Raw genomic sequence first — 21,810 nt, 5'->3', positions numbered from 1 at the left:
ACGCGCCGTCGAGCAGGACGACACCGTCGTCACGGTCGCCGAGATCGACTGGGACCGGCACTATGTGGCCTTCACCGCGACCCGCCCCAGCCCGCTGCTGTCCGAACTCCCCGAGGTGCGGGCGCTGATCGACGCCGGAGTCGGTCAGGAGAGCGCCGAACCGGGCCAAGAGCGCTCGGAATTCGCGGAGCGGATCGCCGGGATGGCCGACGCCGACCGGGATCGCGCGGTGCTGGATCTGGTCCGTCGCCATGTCGCGGTCGTGCTCGGGCACACCGGCCCGGACGCGATCGACCCCGGCCGGGCCTTCCAGGAGAGCGGCTTCGACTCGGTCACCGCGGTCGAACTGCGCAACCGGCTCAACCGGGCCACCGGCCTTCGGCTGCCGGCCACTCTGACGTATGACCATCCCACCCCGCTGGCGATGGCGGAGTACCTCCGCGGCGAACTGCTGCACGGTGGCCAGGACCGCTCGGCCCCGGCCGTCCCGGTCCAGGCGATCGGCGCGGTGGACGACGAGCCCATCGCGATCGTGGGGATGAGCTGCCGCTTCCCGGGGGACGTCAGGTCTCCCGAGGATCTGTGGCGCCTGCTCGCCGACGGCTCCGACGCCATCGGCCCGTTTCCCGAGAACCGGGGCTGGGACACCGCGAACCTCTTCCACCCGGACCCCGACCACCGAGGCACCTCCTCCACCCGAGCGGCCGCGTTCGTGGCCGGAGCTGGTGAGTTCGACGCCGGATTCTTCGGGATCTCCCCGCGTGAAGCGGTGGCGATGGACCCGCAGCAGCGCCTGCTGCTCGAGGTGTCGTGGGAAGCGCTGGAACGGGCCGGTATCGACCCCACGACGCTGCGGGGCAGCGAGACCGGCGTGTTCACGGGGACGAACGGCCAGGACTACGCGGCCCTGTTGAAGGCGGACGAGACGGGCGACTTCGAGGGCCGGGTGGGCACGGGCAACTCGGCATCGGTCATGTCCGGCCGGGTCTCCTACGTCCTCGGTCTCGAAGGCCCCGCACTGACCGTGGATACGGCGTGTTCGTCGTCGCTGGTGGCCTTGCACCTGGCGGTACGGGCCCTGCGGTCCGGCGAGTGCTCGCTGGCCCTGGCGGGTGGCGCGAGCGTCATGACGACCGCCGGTATCTTCGTGGAATTCTCCCGCCAGCGCGCACTGGCGGCCGATGGACGCTGCAAGGCGTTCGCGGCGGGGGCGGACGGCACCGGCTGGGGTGAGGGTGCCGGAATGCTGGTGGTGGAGCGGCTGTCCGATGCCGAGCGCCATGGGCATCCGATCCTGGCTGTGGTGCGGGGTTCGGCGGTGAACCAGGATGGTGCGTCGAATGGGCTGACGGCGCCGAATGGTCCCTCGCAGCAGCGGGTGATCCGGCAGGCGCTGGCGAACGCCCGTTTGTCCACGGTGGATGTGGATGCGGTGGAGGCGCACGGTACGGGGACGACGCTGGGTGATCCGATCGAGGCGCAGGCCCTGTTGGCCACTTACGGTCAGGACCGGGATCCGGAGCGGCCGGTGCTCCTGGGTTCCATCAAGTCGAATATCGGTCATACGCAGGCGGCGGCGGGTGTGGCCGGTGTGATCAAGATGGTGATGGCGATGCGCCACGGTGTGTTGCCGCAGAGCCTGCACATCGATGAGCCGACACCGCATGTGGACTGGTCCACCGGCGCGGTGGAACTCCTCAGCGCACGGACGGCATGGCCGGAGACCGCACGGCCCCGCCGCGCCGGAGTGTCCGCCTTCGGAGTGAGCGGCACGAACGCGCATGTGATTTTGGAGCAGGCCCCCGAGCCGGTCGCCGAGCCCGAGGGCTCGCCGGAACGCGACCACTCTGGGGTCGTCCCGTGGGTGGTGTCGGGTGCGAGCGAAGCCGGTGTCCGCGCACAGGCCGAGCGCCTCATGGCCTTTGTCGGCGACCGGCCGGACCTGAGGCCGGTGGATGTCGGCTGGTCGCTGGCGTCGACCCGCGCCGCCTTGCCACACCGAGCCGTGGTCGTCGGCGCTGACCGCGATGACCTCCTCCGTGAGCTGGCGGCCGTGGCCAGTGGCAGCGCCGCGATCGGCGAGGCCCGAACGCACTCCGGAGCGGTGTTCGTCTTCCCGGGGCAGGGGTCGCAGTGGGTCGGGATGGCGTTGGAGTTGATGGAGTCCTCGCCGGTGTTCGTGCGGCGGATGGGCGAGTGCGCGGATGCGTTGGCTCCGTTGGTGGAGTGGTCGCTGTCGGATGTGCTGGCGGATGAGCGGGCGCTGGCTCGTGTCGATGTGGTGCAGCCGGTGTTGTGGGCGGTGATGGTGTCGTTGGCCGAGTTGTGGCGTTCGTTTGGTGTGGTGCCGTCGGCGGTGGTGGGTCATTCACAGGGCGAGATCGCGGCGGCGTGTGTGGCGGGTGGTCTGTCGTTGGCGGATGGCGCGCGGGTGGTGGTGCTGCGCAGCAAGGCGCTGCTTGCCTTGTCGGGGCAGGGCGGGATGGTGTCCGTCCCGATGTCCGCCGACCAGTTGCGGGACCGCCCGGGGTTGTCGGTGGCGGCGGTGAATGGTCCGGCGTCGACGGTGGTGTCCGGGGCGGATGAGGTGCTGGACGCGGTGCTGGCGGAGTTCCCGGAGGCCAAGCGGATCCCGGTGGACTACGCCTCGCACTCCCCGCAGGTGGAGGAGATCCGGGCAGAGCTGGCGGAGGCGCTGGCGGGCGTGGAGCCGCGTGGCGGACAGGTTCCGTTCTATTCGACGGTGACCGGGCGGCTGATGGACACCGCGGAGCTGGACGCCGGGTACTGGTACCGCAATCTGCGCGAGACCGTGGAGTTCCGGTCCACGATCGAGGGACTGCTGGAGCTCGGACACACGGTGTTCGTCGAGGCCGGCCCGCACCCGGTGCTGACCATCGGCATCCAGGACACCGCCGACGCCACCGACACCCCCATCATCACCACCGGATCGCTGCGCCGCGATGACGGCGGACTTGCCCGCTTCCTCAGCACCGTCGGCCGGCTGTTCACCGAGGGTGTGCCGGTGGACTGGCAGCCGCTGTTCGCCGAGGCCGGGGCGCGGAGGGCCGATCTCCCGACCTATGCGTTCCAGCATGAGTGGTTCTGGCTGGATCCGGTGCGCGGCGCGACCGATGTCGGAGGCGCTGGCCTTGTCGGTCTCGATCACCCGTTGGTGAGCGCGGTGTTGCCACTGCCCGAATCCGGCGGTTGTGTGCTGACCGGCTCGCTCTCCACGGCCACCCACCCCTGGCTGCGCGATCACGCCGTGCTGGGCAAGGTGTTGCTGCCGGGCACCGGATTCGTGGAACTGGCCGTGCAAGCGGGGCTGCACGTGGACTGCCGCACGCTGGACGAGCTGACTCTGCAGGCGCCGCTCGTGCTGCCCGCGCACGGAGACGTACAGATCCAGGTGGCGGTCGGCGGACCGGACGGGAGCGGTCGCCGGTCGGTCACGGTGTACTCCAGGCCGGGCCGGGACCGGGCCTGGGTACGGCACGCCACCGGCAGCGTCAGCCCTGGTGACGACACGGTTACCGTGGCCCGGATGGCGTGGCCGCCGGAGGGCGCCACACGGGTCGACCTCACCGATGTCTACGCCGAGATGAGCACCCGCGGTTACGCGTACGGGCCCGTCTTCCAGGGACTGCACACCGCATGGCGGCGCGGCGACGAGGTGTTCGCCGAGGTGGCCTTGGACGAGACGGCCGCGCGCGACGCGGGCCGCTTCGGCGTCCATCCCGCCCTGCTGGACGCCGCTCTGCACGGCGCCGGACTGGGCGCGTTCGTGGCCGAACCAGGCCGACCGCACCTTCCGTTCGCCTGGACCGGTGTCACCCTGCACGCCGTCGGTGCCGGCACCTTGCGGGTCGCGCTGTCACCGGCCGGCCCGGACGCCCTCTCGCTCCTGGTCATGGACGGCACGGGGGCACCGGTGCTGTCGGCGGAGTCTCTGGTCCTGCGTCCGGTGTCCGAGGGCGGGCTGGGCGATGCCCACGACGATTCGCTGTTCCGAGTGGACTGGACCGAGCTCGACCTGCCCGGCTCGCCCGACGGCTCGGCTGAAGAGGACTTCCCCGTCATCGAGTCCGCGGCCCAACTGGCCGGGCCGGCGGCGGTCCAGCCCCAAGCCAGGGCGGTGGTGTTCAGGCTTTCCCCCGCTGAGGAGAGCCCGGAGGGCGTGTACGCGCTCAGCAGCCACGTCCTCGAGGTCGCGCAGGCGTGGCTGGCGGACGACCGGTACGGGGACGCCCGCCTCGTTGTGGTGACGCGGGGCGCGGTCGCGACCATGGCCGGTGAGAATCCGGAGAGCCTCGCCGCTGCCGCGGTCTGGGGCCTCATACGCACCGCACAGACCGAGAACCCCGGCCGCTTCGTGCTCGTGGACACGGCGGACGAGGATCCGTCCACATGGTCCGCGCTCCCGGCATTGCTCACCACCGACGAACCGCAGGTGGCCATCAGGGCCGGGAAGGCGCTGGTGCCCAGGCTGGTACGGGCCACCTCGCCGGCGCTGCCGATCCCCGCGGAAACGGACACCTGGCGGCTGGAGGCCGACGGCGAGGGCACTTTGGAGCACCTGGTCCTCGCGCCCTGCGCGGAGGTGTCCAGGCCACTGGCCGCAGGCGAGGTCCGGGTGGCCATGCACGCGGCCGGGGTCAACTTCCGTGACGTCCTCCTGGCCTTGGGGATGTACCCGGACAAGGCCGGTCTGCTGGGCAGCGAAGGCGCCGGAACGGTGCTGGAGATCGGCTCCGGAGTAGCCGGAATGGCGCCCGGAGACCGGGTGATGGGTCTGTTCTCCGGAGCCTTCGGGCCGGTGGCGATCACCGATCACCGGCTGGTGGCCCCGATCCCGGCCGACTGGTCCTTCCCACGGGCCGCCGCCACCCCGATCGCCTTCCTCACCGCGATGTACGCGTTGGTCGACCTGGCGGATGTGCGGAGCGGCGAGTCGGTGCTGGTGCACGCGGCAGCAGGTGGCGTCGGGATGGCGGCAGTGCAGGTGGCCCACTGGCTGGGCGCCGAGGTGTTCGCCACCGCGAGCCCGGCCAAATGGGATGCGGTGCGCGAATGCGGTGTCGCTCCGCAGCGGATCGCGTCCTCCCGCTCGACGGAGTTCGCGGAACACTTCCGCTCGGGCGCACCGGACGGGGTGGATGTCGTACTCAACTCGCTGACCGGCGAACTCCTCGACTCCTCACTCGGACTGCTGCGCCCCGGCGGGCGGCTGATCGAGATGGGCAGGACCGATCTCCGGGACGCCGAGCAGGTGCTGGCGCGCCACGGCGTGGCGTACCGGGCCTTTGAACTCCTCGACGCCGGCTCCGACCGGATCCACCGACTGCTCACCGAACTGCTCTCCCTGTTCCAACAGGGCGTGTTCACCCCGCTGCCGCTGCGGATCCAGGACGTACGTCAGGCGGATGACGCCTTCCGCTATCTCTCCCAGGCGCGGCACATCGGCAAGCTGGCCCTCACCATCCCGCGACCGCTCTCCGGCGGCACCGTACTGATCACCGGCGGCACCGGGACTCTGGGTGGCCTGGTGGCTCGCCATCTGGTGCGCGAGCACGGAGTGACGGAGCTGGTGCTGGCCGGCCGTCGCGGCAACACCGCCCCGGACGTGGCGGAGCTGGTCGCCGACCTGGAGGCCGCAGGGGCGCGCGTACGCGTGGCCGCATGCGATGTGTCGGACCGGGACGCCACCGCCGCGTTGGTCGACTCGCTGCCGAATCTGCGGGGCGTGGTGCACACGGCCGGTGTCCTCGACGACGCCGTGATCGGGTCGCTCACCCCGGAGCGGCTGCGGACGGTGCTGCGCCCCAAGGCGGACGCCGCATGGCATCTGCACGAACTGACCCGGGACCGGGACCTGGCCGAGTTCGTGTTGTTCTCCTCGGCGGCCGGGGTGCTCGGTGGCCCGGGACAGGGCAATTACGCGGCGGCCAACGCCTTCCTGGACGCGCTGGCCGCACACCGCCGGGCACAAGGACTGCCCGCGACCTCTCTGGCCTGGGGCTTCTGGGAGCAGCGCAGCGGGCTGACCGAACACCTGACCATCGACCGGCTCGCCCGGTCCGGCGTCCGGCCGCTGTCCACCGATGAGGGGCTGGCCCTCTTCGACGCCGCCCGGGCGACCGGCGACACCCTGCTGGTGCCGATGCGGTACGAACCGTCCTCACCGGCCGCCGAGCCGGTGCCCGCTCTGCTGCGCGGCCTCGTACGCGCTCCGCTCGCCCGCGCCCTTCCGGGCCCGGCCGACGCGGTGGACAACGGTGGGTACGACGGTCTCGCGGGGCTGGCGGAGGACGAACGCCTCGGCGCTCTGCTCGACCTGGTCCGCCGGCAGGCGGCGGCCGTGCTCGGCCACGGCGGTCCGGAGTCGGTGACCCCGCAGCGGCCGTTCAAGGAACTCGGCTTCGACTCGCTCTCCGCCGTGGAACTGCGCAACAGGCTGCGCACGGCGACCGGACGACGGTTGCAGGCCACCCTGATATTCGACCATCCCACTCCGGCCGCGCTCGCCCGCCATCTCGACACCGAGCTGTTCGGCTCCACTGATGTGGCGGTGTCCGTACCGGCACCTGCGATTGCGCACCCGGCCGACGAACCGATCGCCATCGTCGGCATGAGCTGTCGGCTCCCGGGCGGTGTGGACTCCCCGGAGTCGCTGTGGCGCCTGCTGGAGAGCGGCGCGGACGCGATATCGGAGCTCCCGACCGACCGCGGCTGGGACCTTGACGCGCTCTACGATCAGGACCGGAGCCGGCCCGGCACGACCTACGCCAGGACCGGCGGCTTCCTTGAGAACGCGGCGGACTTCGACGCGGGATTCTTCACCATCTCCCCCCGAGAGGCGCTGGCCGCCGATCCCCAGCAACGGCTGTGGCTCGAGGCGTGCTGGGAAGCCTTCGAACGCGCCGGTATCGATCCCCTCGCCCTGAAGGGCACCCGCACCGGGGTGTTCGCGGGCGCCGCTTCGACGACGTACGGCGCGGGCCAGGCCGCCACTCCGGACGGCTCCGAGGGGTACCTGCTCACCGGGAACTCCACCTCCGTGATCTCCGGCCGGGTGGCCTACACTCTCGGCCTCGAGGGCCCCGCCGTCACCGTGGACACCGCGTGCTCCTCCTCGCTGGTCAGCGTGCACTGGGCCTGCGAATCCCTGCGCCGTGGCGAAAGCACACTGGCGCTGGCGGGTGGTGTGGCCGTGATGACGACACCGGACCTGCTGGTCGAGTTCTCCCGCCAGCGCGGACTCGCACCGGACGGGCGGTGCAAGGCATTCGCCGCCGCCGCCGACGGCACCGGGTTCGCCGAAGGCGCCGGGGTGCTCGTCCTGGAGCGGCTGTCCGACGCCGAGCGGAACGGCCACCGGGTGCTGGCGGTGGTGCGGGGTTCCGCGGTCAACCAGGACGGTGCCTCGAACGGCCTGACGGCGCCGAATGGTCCGTCGCAGCAGCGGGTGATCCGGCAGGCGCTGGCGGATGCCCGTTTGTCGGCGGCGGATGTGGATGCGGTCGAGGCACACGGCACGGGCACCACGTTGGGTGATCCGATTGAGGCGCAGGCCCTGTTGGCCACTTACGGTCAGGACCGGGATCCGGAGCGGCCGCTGCTGCTGGGCTCGGTGAAGTCCAACATCGGACACACCCAGGCCGCCGCGGGTGCCGCCGGACTCATCAAGATGGTTCTGGCCCTGCGCAACGGTGTGCTGCCACGAACCCTGCACGTCGATGAGCCCTCCCCGCACGTCGACTGGAACGCCGGGGCCGTCGAGCTGCTGACCGAGCAGACCATGTGGCCCGACCAGGGCCGCCCACGCCGCGCCGGGGTGTCCGCGTTCGGAGTGAGCGGCACCAACGCCCATGTGATTCTCGAACAGGCACCGAAGCTTGACGAGAGCCGTGAGCCGGACACCGGCCGGGCGGGGCTGCCCGTGGTGCCATGGGTGCTGTCGGGCGCTGGGGCGGCCGGGCTACGGGCGCAGGCCCAGCGGTTGTCATCCTTCGTGCGGCAGAACCCCGAGCTGGACCCGGTGGATGTGGGATGGTCCCTGGTCGCCACCCGCGCGGCCCTGTCGCACCGGGCCGTCGTCGTGGGCGCGGACCGCGCGGACCTGCTGCGCGAGCTGGACGCCATCGAGACCGGCGGCGCCGCCCAGTCCGGGCGCGAGGTGGTGTTCGTCTTCCCGGGTCAGGGGTCGCAGTGGGTCGGGATGGCGTTGGAGCTGATGGAGTCCTCGCCGGTGTTCGCGCGGCGGATGCGTGAATGTGCCGATGCGTTGGCGCCGTTCGCTGAGTGGTCGCTGTTCGATGTGCTGGGTGATGAGGCGGCGCTGGGTCGGGTGGATGTGGTGCAGCCGGTGTTGTGGGCGGTGATGGTGTCGCTGGCCGAGTTGTGGCGTTCGTACGGTGTGGTGCCGTCTGCGGTGGTGGGTCACTCACAGGGCGAGATCGCGGCGGCGTGTGTGGCGGGTGGTCTGTCGTTGGCGGACGGCGCGCGGGTGGTGGCTTTGCGGAGTAAGGCGCTGCTGGCCTTGTCGGGTCGGGGTGGGATGGTGTCCGTCCCGGTGCCTGCTGACCGGCTTCGTGACCGCCCGGGGTTGTCGGTGGCGGCGGTGAATGGTCCGGCGTCGACGGTGGTGTCCGGTGCGGTTGAGGTGCTGGATGCGGTGCTTGCGGAGTTCCCCGAGGCCAAGCGGATTCCGGTGGACTACGCCTCGCACTCGGTGCAAGTGGAGGAGATTCAGGGCGAGTTGGCGGAGGCTCTGGCGGGTGTGGAGCCGCGTGGCGGGGAGGTTCCGTTCTATTCGACGGTGACCGGGCGGCTGATGGACACGGCGGAGCTGGATGCCGGGTACTGGTATCGGAATCTGCGCGAGACCGTGGAGTTCCAGGGCACCGTTGAGACCCTCATTCGCCAGGGTCACACGGTGTTCGTGGAGGCCAGCCCGCACCCGGTGCTGACCATCGGCATCCAGGACACCGCCGACGCGATGGGCACCCCCATCGTGACCGCCGGTTCCCTCCGCCGTGACGAGGGAGGCGTGGATCGGTTCCTGACGTCACTGGCCGAGGTGTCCATCGGCGGTGCCGAGGTGAACTGGCAGACGGTCTTCGCCGACACCGGTGCTCGGCGCGTCGACTTGCCCACGTATGCCTTCCAGCGTGAGCGGTTCTGGCTGACGCCATCCACACGCACCGGCGACGCATCCGGATTGGGCCTGGGAGCCGTTGACCATCCGCTGCTGGGCGCGGCGGTGCCGCTCCCGGACGCGGACGGCTGTGTGCTGACCGGTGCGCTGTCGCTGGCCGGGCAGCCGTGGCTGGCCGACCACGCCGTCCTGGGCATGGTGCTTCTTCCGGGCACCGCGTTCGTGGAGCTCGCGCTCCAGGCGGGAGCGCGGTTCGGCTGCGACACACTGGAAGAGCTGACGCTGCACGAACCGCTCGTCGTGCCCGACCAGGAAACCGTGCAGCTCCAGGTGTCGGTCGGAGGCCCGGACCACCTCGGCAACCGGCCCCTCACGGTGTTCTCCCGTCGTGAGGGCGACTGGATACGCCACGCGGGCGGCACGCTGCGCGCGGGCGAGCATGGCGATCCGCCCGCGAACCTGTCGATCTGGCCACCGGCCGGTGCCCAGCCGGTCGACGTCACCGAGCTGTACTCGGCGATGGCCGAGCGGGGCTACCAGTACGGCCCGGCCTTCCACGGTCTGCGGGCGGCGTGGATCCATGACAGCGAGGTGTTCCTGGACGTCGCATTGCCCGAGCAGACAGCGGGCGACGCCGCCCGCTGCGGAGTGCATCCCGCGCTCCTGGACGCGGCCCTGCAGGGCATCGGCCTGGGCGCCTTCGTGAGCGAGCCGGGTCAGGCCCATCTCCCCTTCTCCTGGAGCGGAGTGACCCTGCACGCGGTGGGTGCGACCACCCTCCGGGTGGCGATCAGCCCGGCGGGTCCGGATACGGTGGCCATTCGGATGGCGGACACCACCGGGGCTCCCGTGCTGTCCATCGACACGCTGGCGATGCGTCCGGTGGCGGAGAGCCGGCTGCTCGAAGTGGCCGACGGCAGCCGGAGCGATGCGCTGTTCCGGCTGGACTGGAAGGAGCTTCCCCTCCCCACGGAGGCCGTCGGCCCGCAGGCGCTGTCCTGGGCACTGCTGGGCGGCCACGACGAGCCGCGGCTGACCGCCGCGCTGACCGCGGCCGGTGTGTCGCCACAACGCCATCGGGACCTCGCCTCCGTCGGCCAGGTGCCGGATGTGCTGGTCCTGCCGTCTCGGTCCGAGACGGATGACGGTCCGGCGCCGGAAGCGATCTCGTCCGCCCTGCGCCGAGTGCTGGAGGTGGTGCGGGATTGGCTCGGGGACGCGCGATTCACCGATACCCGCCTGGTGGTGCTCACCCGCCGCGCGGTGGCCACATCCACCGGAGACGACGTGGAGGATCTGGCGGCAGCCTCCGTACGAGGGCTCCTGCGCACCGCACAGCAGGAGAACCCCGACCGGTTCGTCGTGATCGACCACGACGATTCTGACCTTGGGGTGCTGCCCGCGGTGCTCGCGACAGGGGAACCCGAAGCGGCCATCCGGACCGGGACGGTACTGGTGCCCAGGCTGGTCAAGGCGCCCGTACCGGACGGGAAGGCCCCCGCCTGGGACACCGGCACCGTACTGATCACCGGCGGGACGGGAACCCTCGGCGGTCTGGTCGCACGCCACCTGGTGACCGCCCATGGCGCGAGTGACCTGGTGTTGGCCGGCCGCGGCGGTGCCACCGCGGCCGGCGCCGCCGACCTGGCCGCCGAACTGGAGGCGCTCGGCGCCCGAATCCGCATCGCCGCCTGTGATGTGGCCGATCGTGCCCAGCTGACCGCGCTGCTTGCCACCATTCCGGCGTTGCGCGCGGTCGTTCACACCGCCGGGGTGCTGGACGACGGTGTCATCGGCTCGATGACCGCCGAACGCGTGGACACCGTCCTACGGCCGAAGGCGAACGCGGCCTGGCACCTGCACGAGCTGACACGTCGGCTGGACCTGGACGCGTTCGTGCTGTTCTCCTCCGCCGCCGGAGTGCTGGGCAGCGCCGGGCAGGGCAACTACGCCGCGGCCAACGCCTTCCTCGATGCGCTGGCCGCCCACCGGCGGGCCCAGGGACTCGCCGCGGTATCGGTGGCGTGGGGCCTGTGGCAGCAGCGCAGTGGCCTGACCGCACACCTGTCGGAGGAGGACGTGGCCCGGATGACCCGTACGGGCGCCGTTCCCTTGTCCGACGAGCGTGGTCTCGAGCTGTTCGACGCCGCGTGCCGGAGCGGCGAAGCCACCCTCGTGGCCACCCCGCTGCACCTGCGGGCGGTGGTGGCCACCGGTACGGTGCCGCCCGTGCTGAGCCTGCTGGCACCGACTCCGCCGCGCCGGGCCGCCGAGGCAGGTGACGGCGGGGTGGCCCTGCGGCAGAGCCTGGCCGAGATGGCGGATGCGGAACGGAGCCAGACCGTACTGGAGTTGGTACGCGGGCAGGTCGCCGCGGTGCTGCGGCACCCGGACGCGTCGGCGATCGATCCGGCGCGGACCTTCCAGGAGATCGGCTTCGACTCCCTGACCGCGGTGGAACTGCGCAACCGGCTGGGTGCCACCACCGGAATCAGGCTGGCCGCGACCGCGATCTTCGACTATCCGACCCCGGCGGCGCTGGCGGAGCATGTGCTCGCCGAGATTGCGCCGGAGACCGCCGACCCGATCGCGGCCCGGCTCAGGGAGCTGGACAAGGTCGCCGCCATGATTTCGGTGATGGCGGAGGACGACACCATGCGCGAGCAGTTGTCCTCGCGAATGGAGACCATCGTTTCGATGTGGGCTGACCTGCACCGATCGGAGCGGTCGAGCAACGTTGAGGGAGACCTGGAATCGGCCTCGCTCGACGACATGTTCGGAATCATCGACCAGGAACTCGATGGGTCATGAGCAGCGAGAACGTCCGACCGGGGATCGAGGGGACTGGCACGGGGATGTCGAACGACGAAAAGGTACTCGAGTACCTCAAGAAGCTCACCGCCGATCTGCGCCAGACGCGTCAGCGCCTGGCGGATGTCGAGGCCAAGAGCCGCGAGCCCATCGCGATCGTTGGTATGAGCTGTCGTTTTCCGGGTGGAGTCAGCTCGCCGGAAGACTTGTGGCGGCTGACGGAGTCGGCGGTGGACGCCGTCTCCGGTTTCCCCACCGACCGCGGCTGGGATCTGGACGGCCTGTACGACCCGGATCCGGATCGCGCGGGCCGGTCGTACGCCCGAGAGGGTGCGTTTCTCCCTGACGCCGGCCACTTCGACCCCGGCCTGTTCGGTATCTCGCCGCGTGAGGCGCTGGCGATGGATCCGCAGCAGCGGCTGCTGCTGGAGGCGTCATGGGAGGCTCTGGAGCGGGCGGGTATTCCGACCGACTCCCTGAAAGGCAGCCGGACCGGAGTGTTCGCCGGACTGATGTCTTCCGACTATGTCTCGCGGCTGTCGGCTGTTCCGGACGAGCTTGAGGGATATGTCGGAATCGGCAGCGCGGCGAGCGTCGCGTCCGGCCGGGTGTCGTACACGCTGGGGCTTGAGGGTCCGGCGGTGACGGTGGATACGGCGTGTTCGTCGTCGCTGGTGGCGTTGCATTTGGCGGTGCAGGCGCTGCGGAACGGTGAGTGTTCGCTGGCGCTTGCGGGCGGTGTCACGGTGATGGCGACACCGGGCACCTTTGTCCAGTTCTCCCGTCAGCGCGGCCTGGCCGTCGATGGGCGGTGCAAGGCGTTCGCGGCGGCGGCGGACGGCACCGGCTGGGGCGAGGGTGTGGGGATGCTGGTGGTGGAGCGGTTGTCTGATGCTGAGCGCAATGGGCATCGGGTGTTGGCGGTGGTGCGGGGTTCGGCGGTGAATCAGGATGGTGCGTCGAATGGGTTGACGGCGCCGAATGGTCCGTCGCAGCAGCGGGTGATCCGGCAGGCGCTGGCGAATGCTCGTTTGTCGGCGGTGGATGTGGATGCGGTGGAGGCGCACGGTACGGGTACGGCATTGGGCGACCCGATTGAGGCGCAGGCGTTGTTGGCCACGTATGGCCAGGATCGGGATCCGGGTCGTCCGTTGTGGTTGGGGTCGGTGAAGTCGAATATCGGTCATACGCAGGCGGCGGCGGGTGTGGCTGGTGTGATCAAGATGGTGATGGCGTTGCGGTATGGGGTGTTGCCGCGGACGTTGCATGTGGATGAGCCGTCGCCGCATGTGGACTGGTCGGCTGGTGGGGTGGAGTTGCTGACTGAGCAGGTGGTGTGGCCGGATGTGGATCGGCCGCGGCGGGTGGGTGTGTCGGCGTTCGGGGTGAGTGGGACGAATGCGCATGTGATTGTGGAGCAGGCGCCTGTGGTGGTGGGGGTGGAGGCTGGGGGCGAGCGTGTGGGGCTGCCTGCTGTGCCGTGGGTGGTTTCGGGTGTGGGTGAGGCGGCGGTGCGGGCGCAGGCGGAGCGGTTGCGGGGGTTTGTGGTGGGCGATGCTGGGTTGGATCCGGTGGATGTGGGGTGGTCGTTGGTGGCTGCTCGTTCTGCGTTGTCGCATCGTGTGGTGGTGGTGGGTGCGGGTCGTGATGAGTTGTTGGGTGGGTTGGGTTCGGTGGTTGTGGGGGTTCCTGTTGGTGGTGGGTTGGGTGTGGTGTTTGCGGGTCAGGGGTCGCAGCGGTTGGGGATGGGGCGTGGGTTGTATGAGGCGTATCCGGTGTTCGCGGGGGTGTGGGATGAGGTGTGTGGGGAGCTGGACCGGTATTTGGAGCGGTCTTTGGGTGAGGTGGTGTGGGGTGATGACGCTGAGTTGATTGGGGAGACGGCGTATACGCAGGCGGGTTTGTTTGCGCTTGAGGTGTCGTTGTTCGCGTTGGTGTCGTCCTGGGGTGTGAAGCCGGACTATCTGCTGGGTCATTCGATTGGTGAGTTGGCGGCGGCGTATGTGGCGGGTGTGTGGTCGTTGGAGGATGCGGCGAGGGTGGTGGCTGCTCGGGGTCGTTTGATGCAGGCGTTGCCGTCGGGTGGGGTGATGGTTTCGGTGGCGGCGTCGGAGGATGAGGTACGGCCGTTGCTGACCGGGGGTGTGGCGGTTGCGGCGGTGAATGGTCCCGAGTCGGTGGTGTTGTCCGGTGATGAGGAGGCGCTACGCGCTGTCGAGGAGGTGTTCAGCGGTCGGGGGGTGCGGACGCGGTGGTTGCGGGTGAGTCATGCGTTTCATTCGTCGCGTATGGAGGGGATGTTGGCGGAGTTTGGTGAGGTGCTGGGGTCGGTGGAGTTCCGGGCTCCGAGTGTGCCGGTGGTGTCGAATGTGTCGGGTGTGGTGGCGGGTGAGGAGTTGTGTTCGCCGGAGTATTGGGTGCGTCATGTGCGGGAGACCGTGCGTTTTGCCGATGGGCTGGAGACGCTTCGTGGGCTGGGTGTCGGTTCTTTCCTGGAGCTGGGTCCCGATGGGACGTTGACCGCTCTGGCCGGTGGCGATGGTGTGTCGGTGCTGCGTCCGGATCGTTCGGAGCCCCTTACCGCGATGGCTGCTCTGGGCGGGCTGTTTGTCCGGGGTGTGGCGGTGGACTGGGCGGCGGTGTTTCCGGGTGCTCGGCGGGTTGATTTGCCGACGTATGCGTTCCAGCATGAGCGGTTCTGGCTGGAATCGGCGGCGGCCCAGCCCGCGACCAGCGCCGTTGACGCGGCGTTCTGGGACGCGGTCGAGCGTGGTGATACGCAGGCGCTGGGCGTTGACGAGGAACAGTCGTTGAGTGCCGCGTTGCCTGCATTGGCGTCGTGGCGGCGGGCGCGGCGGGAAGAGTCGGCGGTCGACGCATGGCGGTATCGGGTGACCTGGACCCCGGTTGTGGGTCCCTCTTCACAGCTATCTGGGCTGTGGTTGGTGGTCATCGAGCCCGACGGAGCGGAGATGGACGTTGTCGCCGCGCTGCGGGCCGCCGGCGCCGAGGTGTGCGTTGTCACGGTCGAGGAGCTGGACGCGGGCCCGGTTGCGGGTGTGGTGTCGCTGCTGTCGGTCGAGGCGACGGTGTCGCTGGTGCAGGCCCTAGGGGTGGCTGAGATCGATGCGCCGTTGTGGTGCGTCACCCGGGGTGCGGTCTCCGTGGCGGACGGGGATGTGGTGGATCCGTACGCGTCGGCGGTCTGGGGGCTGGGGCGTGTTATCGGTCTGGAGCATCCGGAGCGTTGGGGCGGGCTGGTCGACCTGCCCGCCTCATGGGATGAGCGGACCTCCGGTCTGTTGTGCTCGGTGCTTTCAGGCGCCATGCGCGAGGATCACACAGCGATCCGTGGCAACGACGTCTTCGGCAGTCGTCTGAGCCGTGTGACGACGTCGGGTCGGGGGCAGTCCGCTGCCTGGGAAGCGTCGGGGACCGCACTGATCACCGGTGGAACGGGGGCCCTGGGGAGCCATGTCGCCCGATGGCTCGCAGGTACCGGCGTCGCGGAGATCGTGCTGACGAGTCGGCGAGGTTCGGATGCTCCCGGAGCCGGGGAACTGGTCGCCGAACTATCGACCATGGGTGTGTCGGCCCGGATCGTGGCGTGTGATGTGGCCGATCGGGACGCGGTTGCGGAGCTGCTCGGAACAATCCCGGATCTTCGCGTGGTCGTCCATGCTGCGGGAGTACCAAGCTGGGGCCCGTTGAGCGCCCTTACCGCCGAGGACCTTGAGGTCGGGATGCGGCCGAAGGTCATGGGAGCCATCCACCTGGATGAGCTGACGCGCCACATGTCCTTGGATGCCTTTGTTCTGTTTTCGTCGGTGGCGGGGGTGTGGGGGAGTGGTCGTCAGTCGGCGTATGCGGCGGCGAATGCGTTTTTGGATGGGTTGGCGTGGCGGCGTCGTGGTGTTGGGTTGGTGGCGACTTCGGTGGCGTGGGGTATGTGGGATGGGGGTGGTATGGCTGTTGGGGGTGAGGAGTTCCTGGTTGAGCGTGGTGTGTCGGGGATGGCTCCGGGGGCGGCGGTGGTGGCGTTGCGGCGGGCGTTGTGTGATGGCGAGACGGCGATCGTGGTGGCGGATGTGGACTGGGAGCGGTTCGGGCCGAGGTTCACGGCCCTGCGTCCGAGTCCACTGCTGAGCGAGCTGATAGCCGACACCGTCGAATTGGGGACTGGAGCGGGCGAATTCGCGGCCGGCCTCCACACCATGTCCGAGGGCGAGCGTATGCGCGCGGCCGTCGAGCTGGTGCGCGTCTCTGCCGCGGCGGTGCTGGGGCACCCGGGCCCTGAGGCCATCGACCCCGGCAGGACGTTCCAGGAGATCGGCTTCGACTCATTGACCGCGGTGGAGCTGCGCGATCGGGTTGCCACAGCCACCGGTATTCGACCGCCGGCCACCATGATCTTCGACTATCCGACTCCTGCGGCCCTCGCCGAATATCTGAACGTGGAATTGCTCGGCGCGCCGCGGGAGAGTGTGCCGCCGTTGCCGGTGGTCGCACCGGATGACCAAGACCCCATCGTCATTGTCGGCATGAGCTGCCGCTTCCCCGGGGATGTCGAGTCTCCCGAGGACCTGTGGCGGCTGGTCGATTCCGACGGCGACGCCATAACGGCCTTCCCGGCGGACCGTGGGTGGGATCTGACCAGCCTCTTCGACGCGGCTGCGGGGGAGTCGGGCACGTCGTATGCGCGTGTCGGTGGATTCGTTCACGATGCGGGCGAGTTCGATCCGGGCCTCTTCGGGATCTCGCCGCGTGAGGCGCTGGCAATGGACCCGCAGCAGCGGCTGCTGCTGCACGCGGCATGGGAGGCGTTCGAACGGGCGGGTGTCCCGGTCGACTCGGTCCGGGGCAGTCGGACGGGAGTGTTCGTGGGAGCCTCCCCGCAGGGCTATGGCGCCGCCGACGCATCGGAAGGCTACTTCCTCACCGGCAGTTCGGGCAGTGTCATTTCGGGTCGGGTGTCGTACACGCTCGGGCTTGAGGGTCCGGCGGTGACGGTGGACACGGCGTGTTCGTCGTCGCTGGTGGCGTTGCATCTGGCGGTGCAGGCGTTGCGGTCGGGTGAGTGCTCGCTGGCGCTTGCGGGCGGTGTCACAGTGATGGCGACCCCCACCGCTTTCGTGGAGTTCTCGCGACAGCGTGGGCTGGCCGCCGATGGCCGCTGCAAGTCCTTCGCCGCTGGTGCGGATGGGACGGGCTGGTCCGAGGGTGTGGGGCTGCTGTTGGTGGAGCGGCTGTCGGACGCGCGGCGCAACGGGCACCCCATCCTGGCTGTGGTGCGGGGTTCGGCGGTGAATCAGGATGGTGCGTCGAATGGGTTGACGGCGCCGAATGGTCCGTCGCAGCAGCGGGTGATCCGCCAGGCGCTGGCGAGCGCCGGACTTTCGGCGTCGGAGATCGACGCTGTCGAGGCGCACGGCACGGGCACGGCGTTGGGTGATCCGATTGAGGCGCAGGCCCTGTTGGCCACCTACGGTCAGGATCGCGATCCGAGTCGGCCGTTGCTGCTTGGCTCGGTGAAGTCGAATATTGGTCATACGCAGGCGGCGGCGGGTGTGGCCGGTGTGATCAAGATGGTGATGGCGATGCGCCACGGCGTGCTGCCCCGGACCCTGCACCTGGACGAGCCGTCTACCCATGTGGAGTGGTCGGCCGGTGCGGTGGAGTTGCTGACCGAGCAGGTGGTGTGGCCGGATATGGATCGGCCGCGTCGGGTGGGTGTGTCGTCGTTCGGAGTGAGCGGGACGAATGCCCATGTGATCGTGGAACAGGCGCCTGTGGCGGTGAGGGAGGAGGCTGGGGGCGAGCGTGTGGGGCTGCCTGCTGTGCCGTGGGTGGTTTCGGGTGTGGGTGAGGCGGCGGTGCGGGCGCAGGCGGAGCGGTTGCGGGGGTTTGTGGCGCGTGATGCTGGGTTGGATCTCGCGGATGTGGGGTGGTCGTTGGTGGCTGCTCGTTCTGCGTTGTCGCATCGTGCGGTGGTGGTGGGTGCGGGTCGTGATGAGTTGTTGGGTGGGTTGGGTTCGGTGGTTGTGGGGGTTCCTGTTGGTGGTGGGTTGGGTGTGGTGTTTGCGGGTCAGGGGTCGCAGCGGTTGGGGATGGGGCGTGGGTTGTATGAGGCGTATCCGGTGTTCGCGGGGGTGTGGGATGAGGTGTGTGGGGAGCTGGATCGGTATTTGGAGCGGTCTTTGGGTGAGGTGGTGTGGGGTGATGACGCTGAGTTGATTGGGGAGACGGCGTATACGCAGGCGGGTTTGTTTGCGCTTGAGGTGTCGTTGTTCGCGTTGGTGTCGTCGTGGGGTGTGAAGCCGGACTATCTGCTGGGTCATTCGATTGGTGAGTTGGCTGCTGCGTATGTGGCGGGTGTGTGGTCGTTGGAGGATGCGGCGCGGGTGGTGGCTGCTCGGGGTCGTTTGATGCAGGCGTTGCCGTCGGGTGGGGTGATGGTTTCGGTGGCGGCGTCGGAGGATGAGGTACGGCCGTTGCTGACCGGGAGTGTGGCGGTTGCGGCGGTGAATGGTCCCGAGTCGGTGGTGTTGTCCGGTGATGAGCAGGTGGTTCGTGCCGTCGCGGATGTCTTGGCTGGTCAAGGGGTGCGGACGCGGTGGTTGCGGGTGAGTCATGCGTTTCATTCGTCGCGTATGGAGGGGATGCTGGCGGAGTTTGGTGAGGTGCTGGGGTCGGTGGAGTTCCGGGCTCCGAGTGTGCCGGTGGTGTCGAATGTGTCGGGTGTGGTGGCGGGTGAGGAGTTGTGTTCGCCGGAGTATTGGGTGCGTCATGTGCGGGAGACCGTCCGGTTCGCCGATGGACTGGACACACTCCGTGGGCTGGGCGTTGCTTCCTTCCTGGAGCTGGGTCCCGATGGGACGTTGACCGCTCTGGCCGGTGGCGACGGACTGGCTGTACTGCGTCCGGATCGTCCGGAGCCGATCGCGGTCATGGAGGCTTTGGGCGGGCTGTATGTGCGGGGCGTCCAGCTCGATTGGGCGGCGGTGTTTCCGGGTGCTCGGCGTGTTGATTTGCCGACGTATGCGTTCCAGCGTGAGCGGTTCTGGCTGGAGTCGTCCTCGGTCCAGCCCGCGACCAGTGCCGTTGACGCGGCGTTCTGGGACGCGGTCGAGCATGGAGATTTCGGTTCGTTCGGTATCGATGCCGGGCAGCCGCTCAGTGCGGCTCTGCCCGCCCTGGCGGCATGGCGCCACCGTCGCCGGGAGAGGTCGCTGGTCGAGTCGTGGCGGTACCGCCTCGACTGGTCCCCGATCGAGGATGTTCCTCAGCAGCCGCGTCTGCGTGGCACGTGGCTGGTGGTGGGCGCTGCCGGAGACGATGTGGCCGCTGTGCTGCGGGCCGCTGGGGCGGATGTCCGGGTCGTGATGGCGGTGGAGCCGGGCGATGTGGCGGTCGCGGGTGTGGTGTCGCTGCTGTCGGTCGAGGCGACGGTGTCGCTGGTGCAGGTCCTCGTGGCTGCCGGGGTCGATGCGCCGTTGTGGTGTGTCACTCGGGGTGCGGTCTCCGTGGCGGACGGGGATGTGGTGGAGCCTGACCAGGCCGGAGTCTGGGGGTTGGGCCGCGTGATCGGTCTGGAGCATCCGGACCGTTGGGGCGGGCTGATCGATCTGCCGGTGGTCATGGACGATCACGCGGGGGAGGCGCTGGCCGCCATCCTTGCCGGGCACGCCGGTGAGGATCAGATCGCCATCCGTGCCTCCGGGACGTGGGCTGCCCGTCTGACGCGGGCGGAACCGACCGCCGCGGTGTCAGCCGCGTGGCGGGGTCGTGGCACCGCGCTGGTCACGGGTGGTACGGGGGCGCTGGGTCGGCATGTGGCGCGTTGGTTGGCGGATACCGGTGTGGAGCGGATCGTGCTGACGAGCCGTCGGGGGGCCGGGGCACCTGGTGTCGCGGAGTTGGTGGCCGAGCTGGGGGATCGAGTGCGCGTGGTGGCGTGCGATGTCGCCGATCGCGAGGCGCTCGCGGCGCTGCTGGAGACGATTCCCGGTCTGCGTACCGTGGTGCATGCGGCGGGTGTCCTCGACGACGGTGTGCTCGAATCGCTGACCCCGGAGCGGATCCGGGAGGTGCTGCGGGCCAAGGTGGCGGGGGCGCGGTATCTGGATGAGCTGACGCGAGGTCGGGATCTGGATGCTTTTGTGTTGTTCTCGTCGGCTGCGGCGACGGTGGGCAATGCGGGCCAGGGAAGTTATGCCGCGGCCAATGCGGCGTTGGACGGGTTGGCTTGGCGGCGTCGGGCGGAGGGGTTGGTAGCCACGTCTGTGGCCTGGGGTGCCTGGGCCGACAGCGGCATGGGGGCCGGGCACGCACGGGCCATGGCGCCACCACTGGCGCTGGCCGCCCTTCAGGGAGCTTTGGACGACGACGAGACCGTACTGATGGTCGCGGACATCGATTGGGAGCACTTCGCCTCGCGGTTCGTCGGGGCGCGGCCCAACCCGCTGCTTGGTGAATTGCTGGGTGGCGCCGCTCGCCGCGCGCCCGCGGCGGACGAGTTCGTCGACCGACTGCGGGGCCTCCCCCCGATCGAGCGGGAACGGGGGGTCCTTGAGCTCGTACGCGGCCAGGTGGCTGCCGTTCTGGGACATGCCACCCCGGCGGCAATCGACCCCGCGGCCACATTCCAGGCAGCCGGGTTCGACTCTCTGACCGCGATCGAACTCCGCAATCGACTCATGGCGGCCACCGGCGTGCAGACACCTGCCTCGATCGTGTTCGACTACCCCACGCCGGAACTCCTCGCCGGCCACCTGCGGGAGCAGCTGCTAGGGGTGGGATCGGCAGCTCTCTCGGCGACAGTCGCCACGGCTCCGGTGGATGACGACCCGATTGCGATCATCGGCATGAGCTGCCGGTTCCCCGGTGGGGTCGACTCGCCCGAAGAACTGTGGCGGCTCCTGGAATCGGGTACGGACGCCATATCCGCCTTTCCGCTGGATCGGGGCTGGGACCTCGTCGGCGGAACCGATGGTGTCTCGGTCGGGGCGGGTGGTTTCCTCTACACGGCTGCTGACTTCGACCCCGCCTTCTTCGGGATCTCGCCGCGTGAGGCCGTCGCGATGGATCCGCAGCAGCGGCTGTTGCTGGAGGTCTCGTGGGAGGTCTTCGAGCGAGCCGGGATCGCCGCGGACGCGCTGCGGGGGAGCTCCACCGGAGTGTTCGTCGGCACCAACGGTCAGGATTACGCCGCCCTCGTCGGTAGCGCGCCACAGCGTACCGACGGCCATCTGGCCACCGGCAGCGCGGCGAGCGTGGCGTCCGGCCGGCTGTCCTACACCTTCGGGCTCGAGGGCCCGGCCGTCACCGTGGACACCGCGTGTTCTTCGTCGTTGGTCGCCATGCACCTGGCCGCGCAGGCGCTGCGCGCAGGCGAATGCGGTATGGCGCTCGCGGGCGGCGCGACGGTGATGGCCACCTCCACCGCGTTCGCTGAGTTCTCCCGCCAGGGGGCGTTGGCTTCCGATGGCCGGTGCAAGGCGTTCGCGGCGGGTGCGGACGGCACCGGCTGGGGCGAAGGCGTGGGCATCCTGCTGCTGGAGCGGCTGTCCGACGCCGAGCGGAACGGACACCGGGTGCTGGCAGTCATGCGTGGCTCCGCCGTCAACCAGGATGGTGCGTCGAATGGGTTGACGGCGCCGAACGGTCCGTCGCAGCAGCGGGTGATTCGGCAGGCGCTGGCGAACGCCCGTTTGTCGGCGGCGGACGTCGATGCGGTGGAGGCGCACGGTACGGGGACGACACTGGGCGACCCGATTGAGGCGCAGGCCCTGTTGGCCACCTACGGTCAGGACCGGGCGTCGGATCGGCCCCTGTTGCTG

At 69.7% G+C, this 21,810-nt stretch carries 2 protein-coding genes (both cut by a window edge); both read left to right on the top strand.

Going from position 1 to position 21,810, the window contains the following annotated elements; genetic code table 11:
- Positions 1-11,971 carry the 3' portion of a type I polyketide synthase gene (locus tag CGL27_RS51530; protein ID WP_276147810.1) on the top strand. 9,329 nt of this gene lie to the left of the window's left edge, so 11,971 of the gene's 21,300 nt are visible here — the last part of the coding sequence; its start codon lies beyond the left edge, outside the window; it ends in the stop codon at positions 11,969-11,971.
- Positions 11,968-21,810, top strand: partial view of a type I polyketide synthase gene (locus tag CGL27_RS51520; protein WP_276147808.1) — the 5' portion only. 9,726 nt of this gene lie beyond the right edge of the window; 9,843 of the gene's 19,569 nt are visible here — the first part of the coding sequence; it begins with the start codon at positions 11,968-11,970; its stop codon lies beyond the right edge, outside the window. Before CGL27_RS51530 ends, CGL27_RS51520 begins: the two co-directional genes overlap by 4 nt.

Source organism: Streptomyces sp. 11-1-2 (genome assembly GCF_003595545.1).
GTDB classification, from domain to species: domain Bacteria; phylum Actinomycetota; class Actinomycetes; order Streptomycetales; family Streptomycetaceae; genus Streptomyces; species Streptomyces hygroscopicus_B.
The sequence above is the reverse complement of the archived record's forward strand: the minus strand, read 5'-3'. Positions and strand labels throughout refer to the sequence as shown.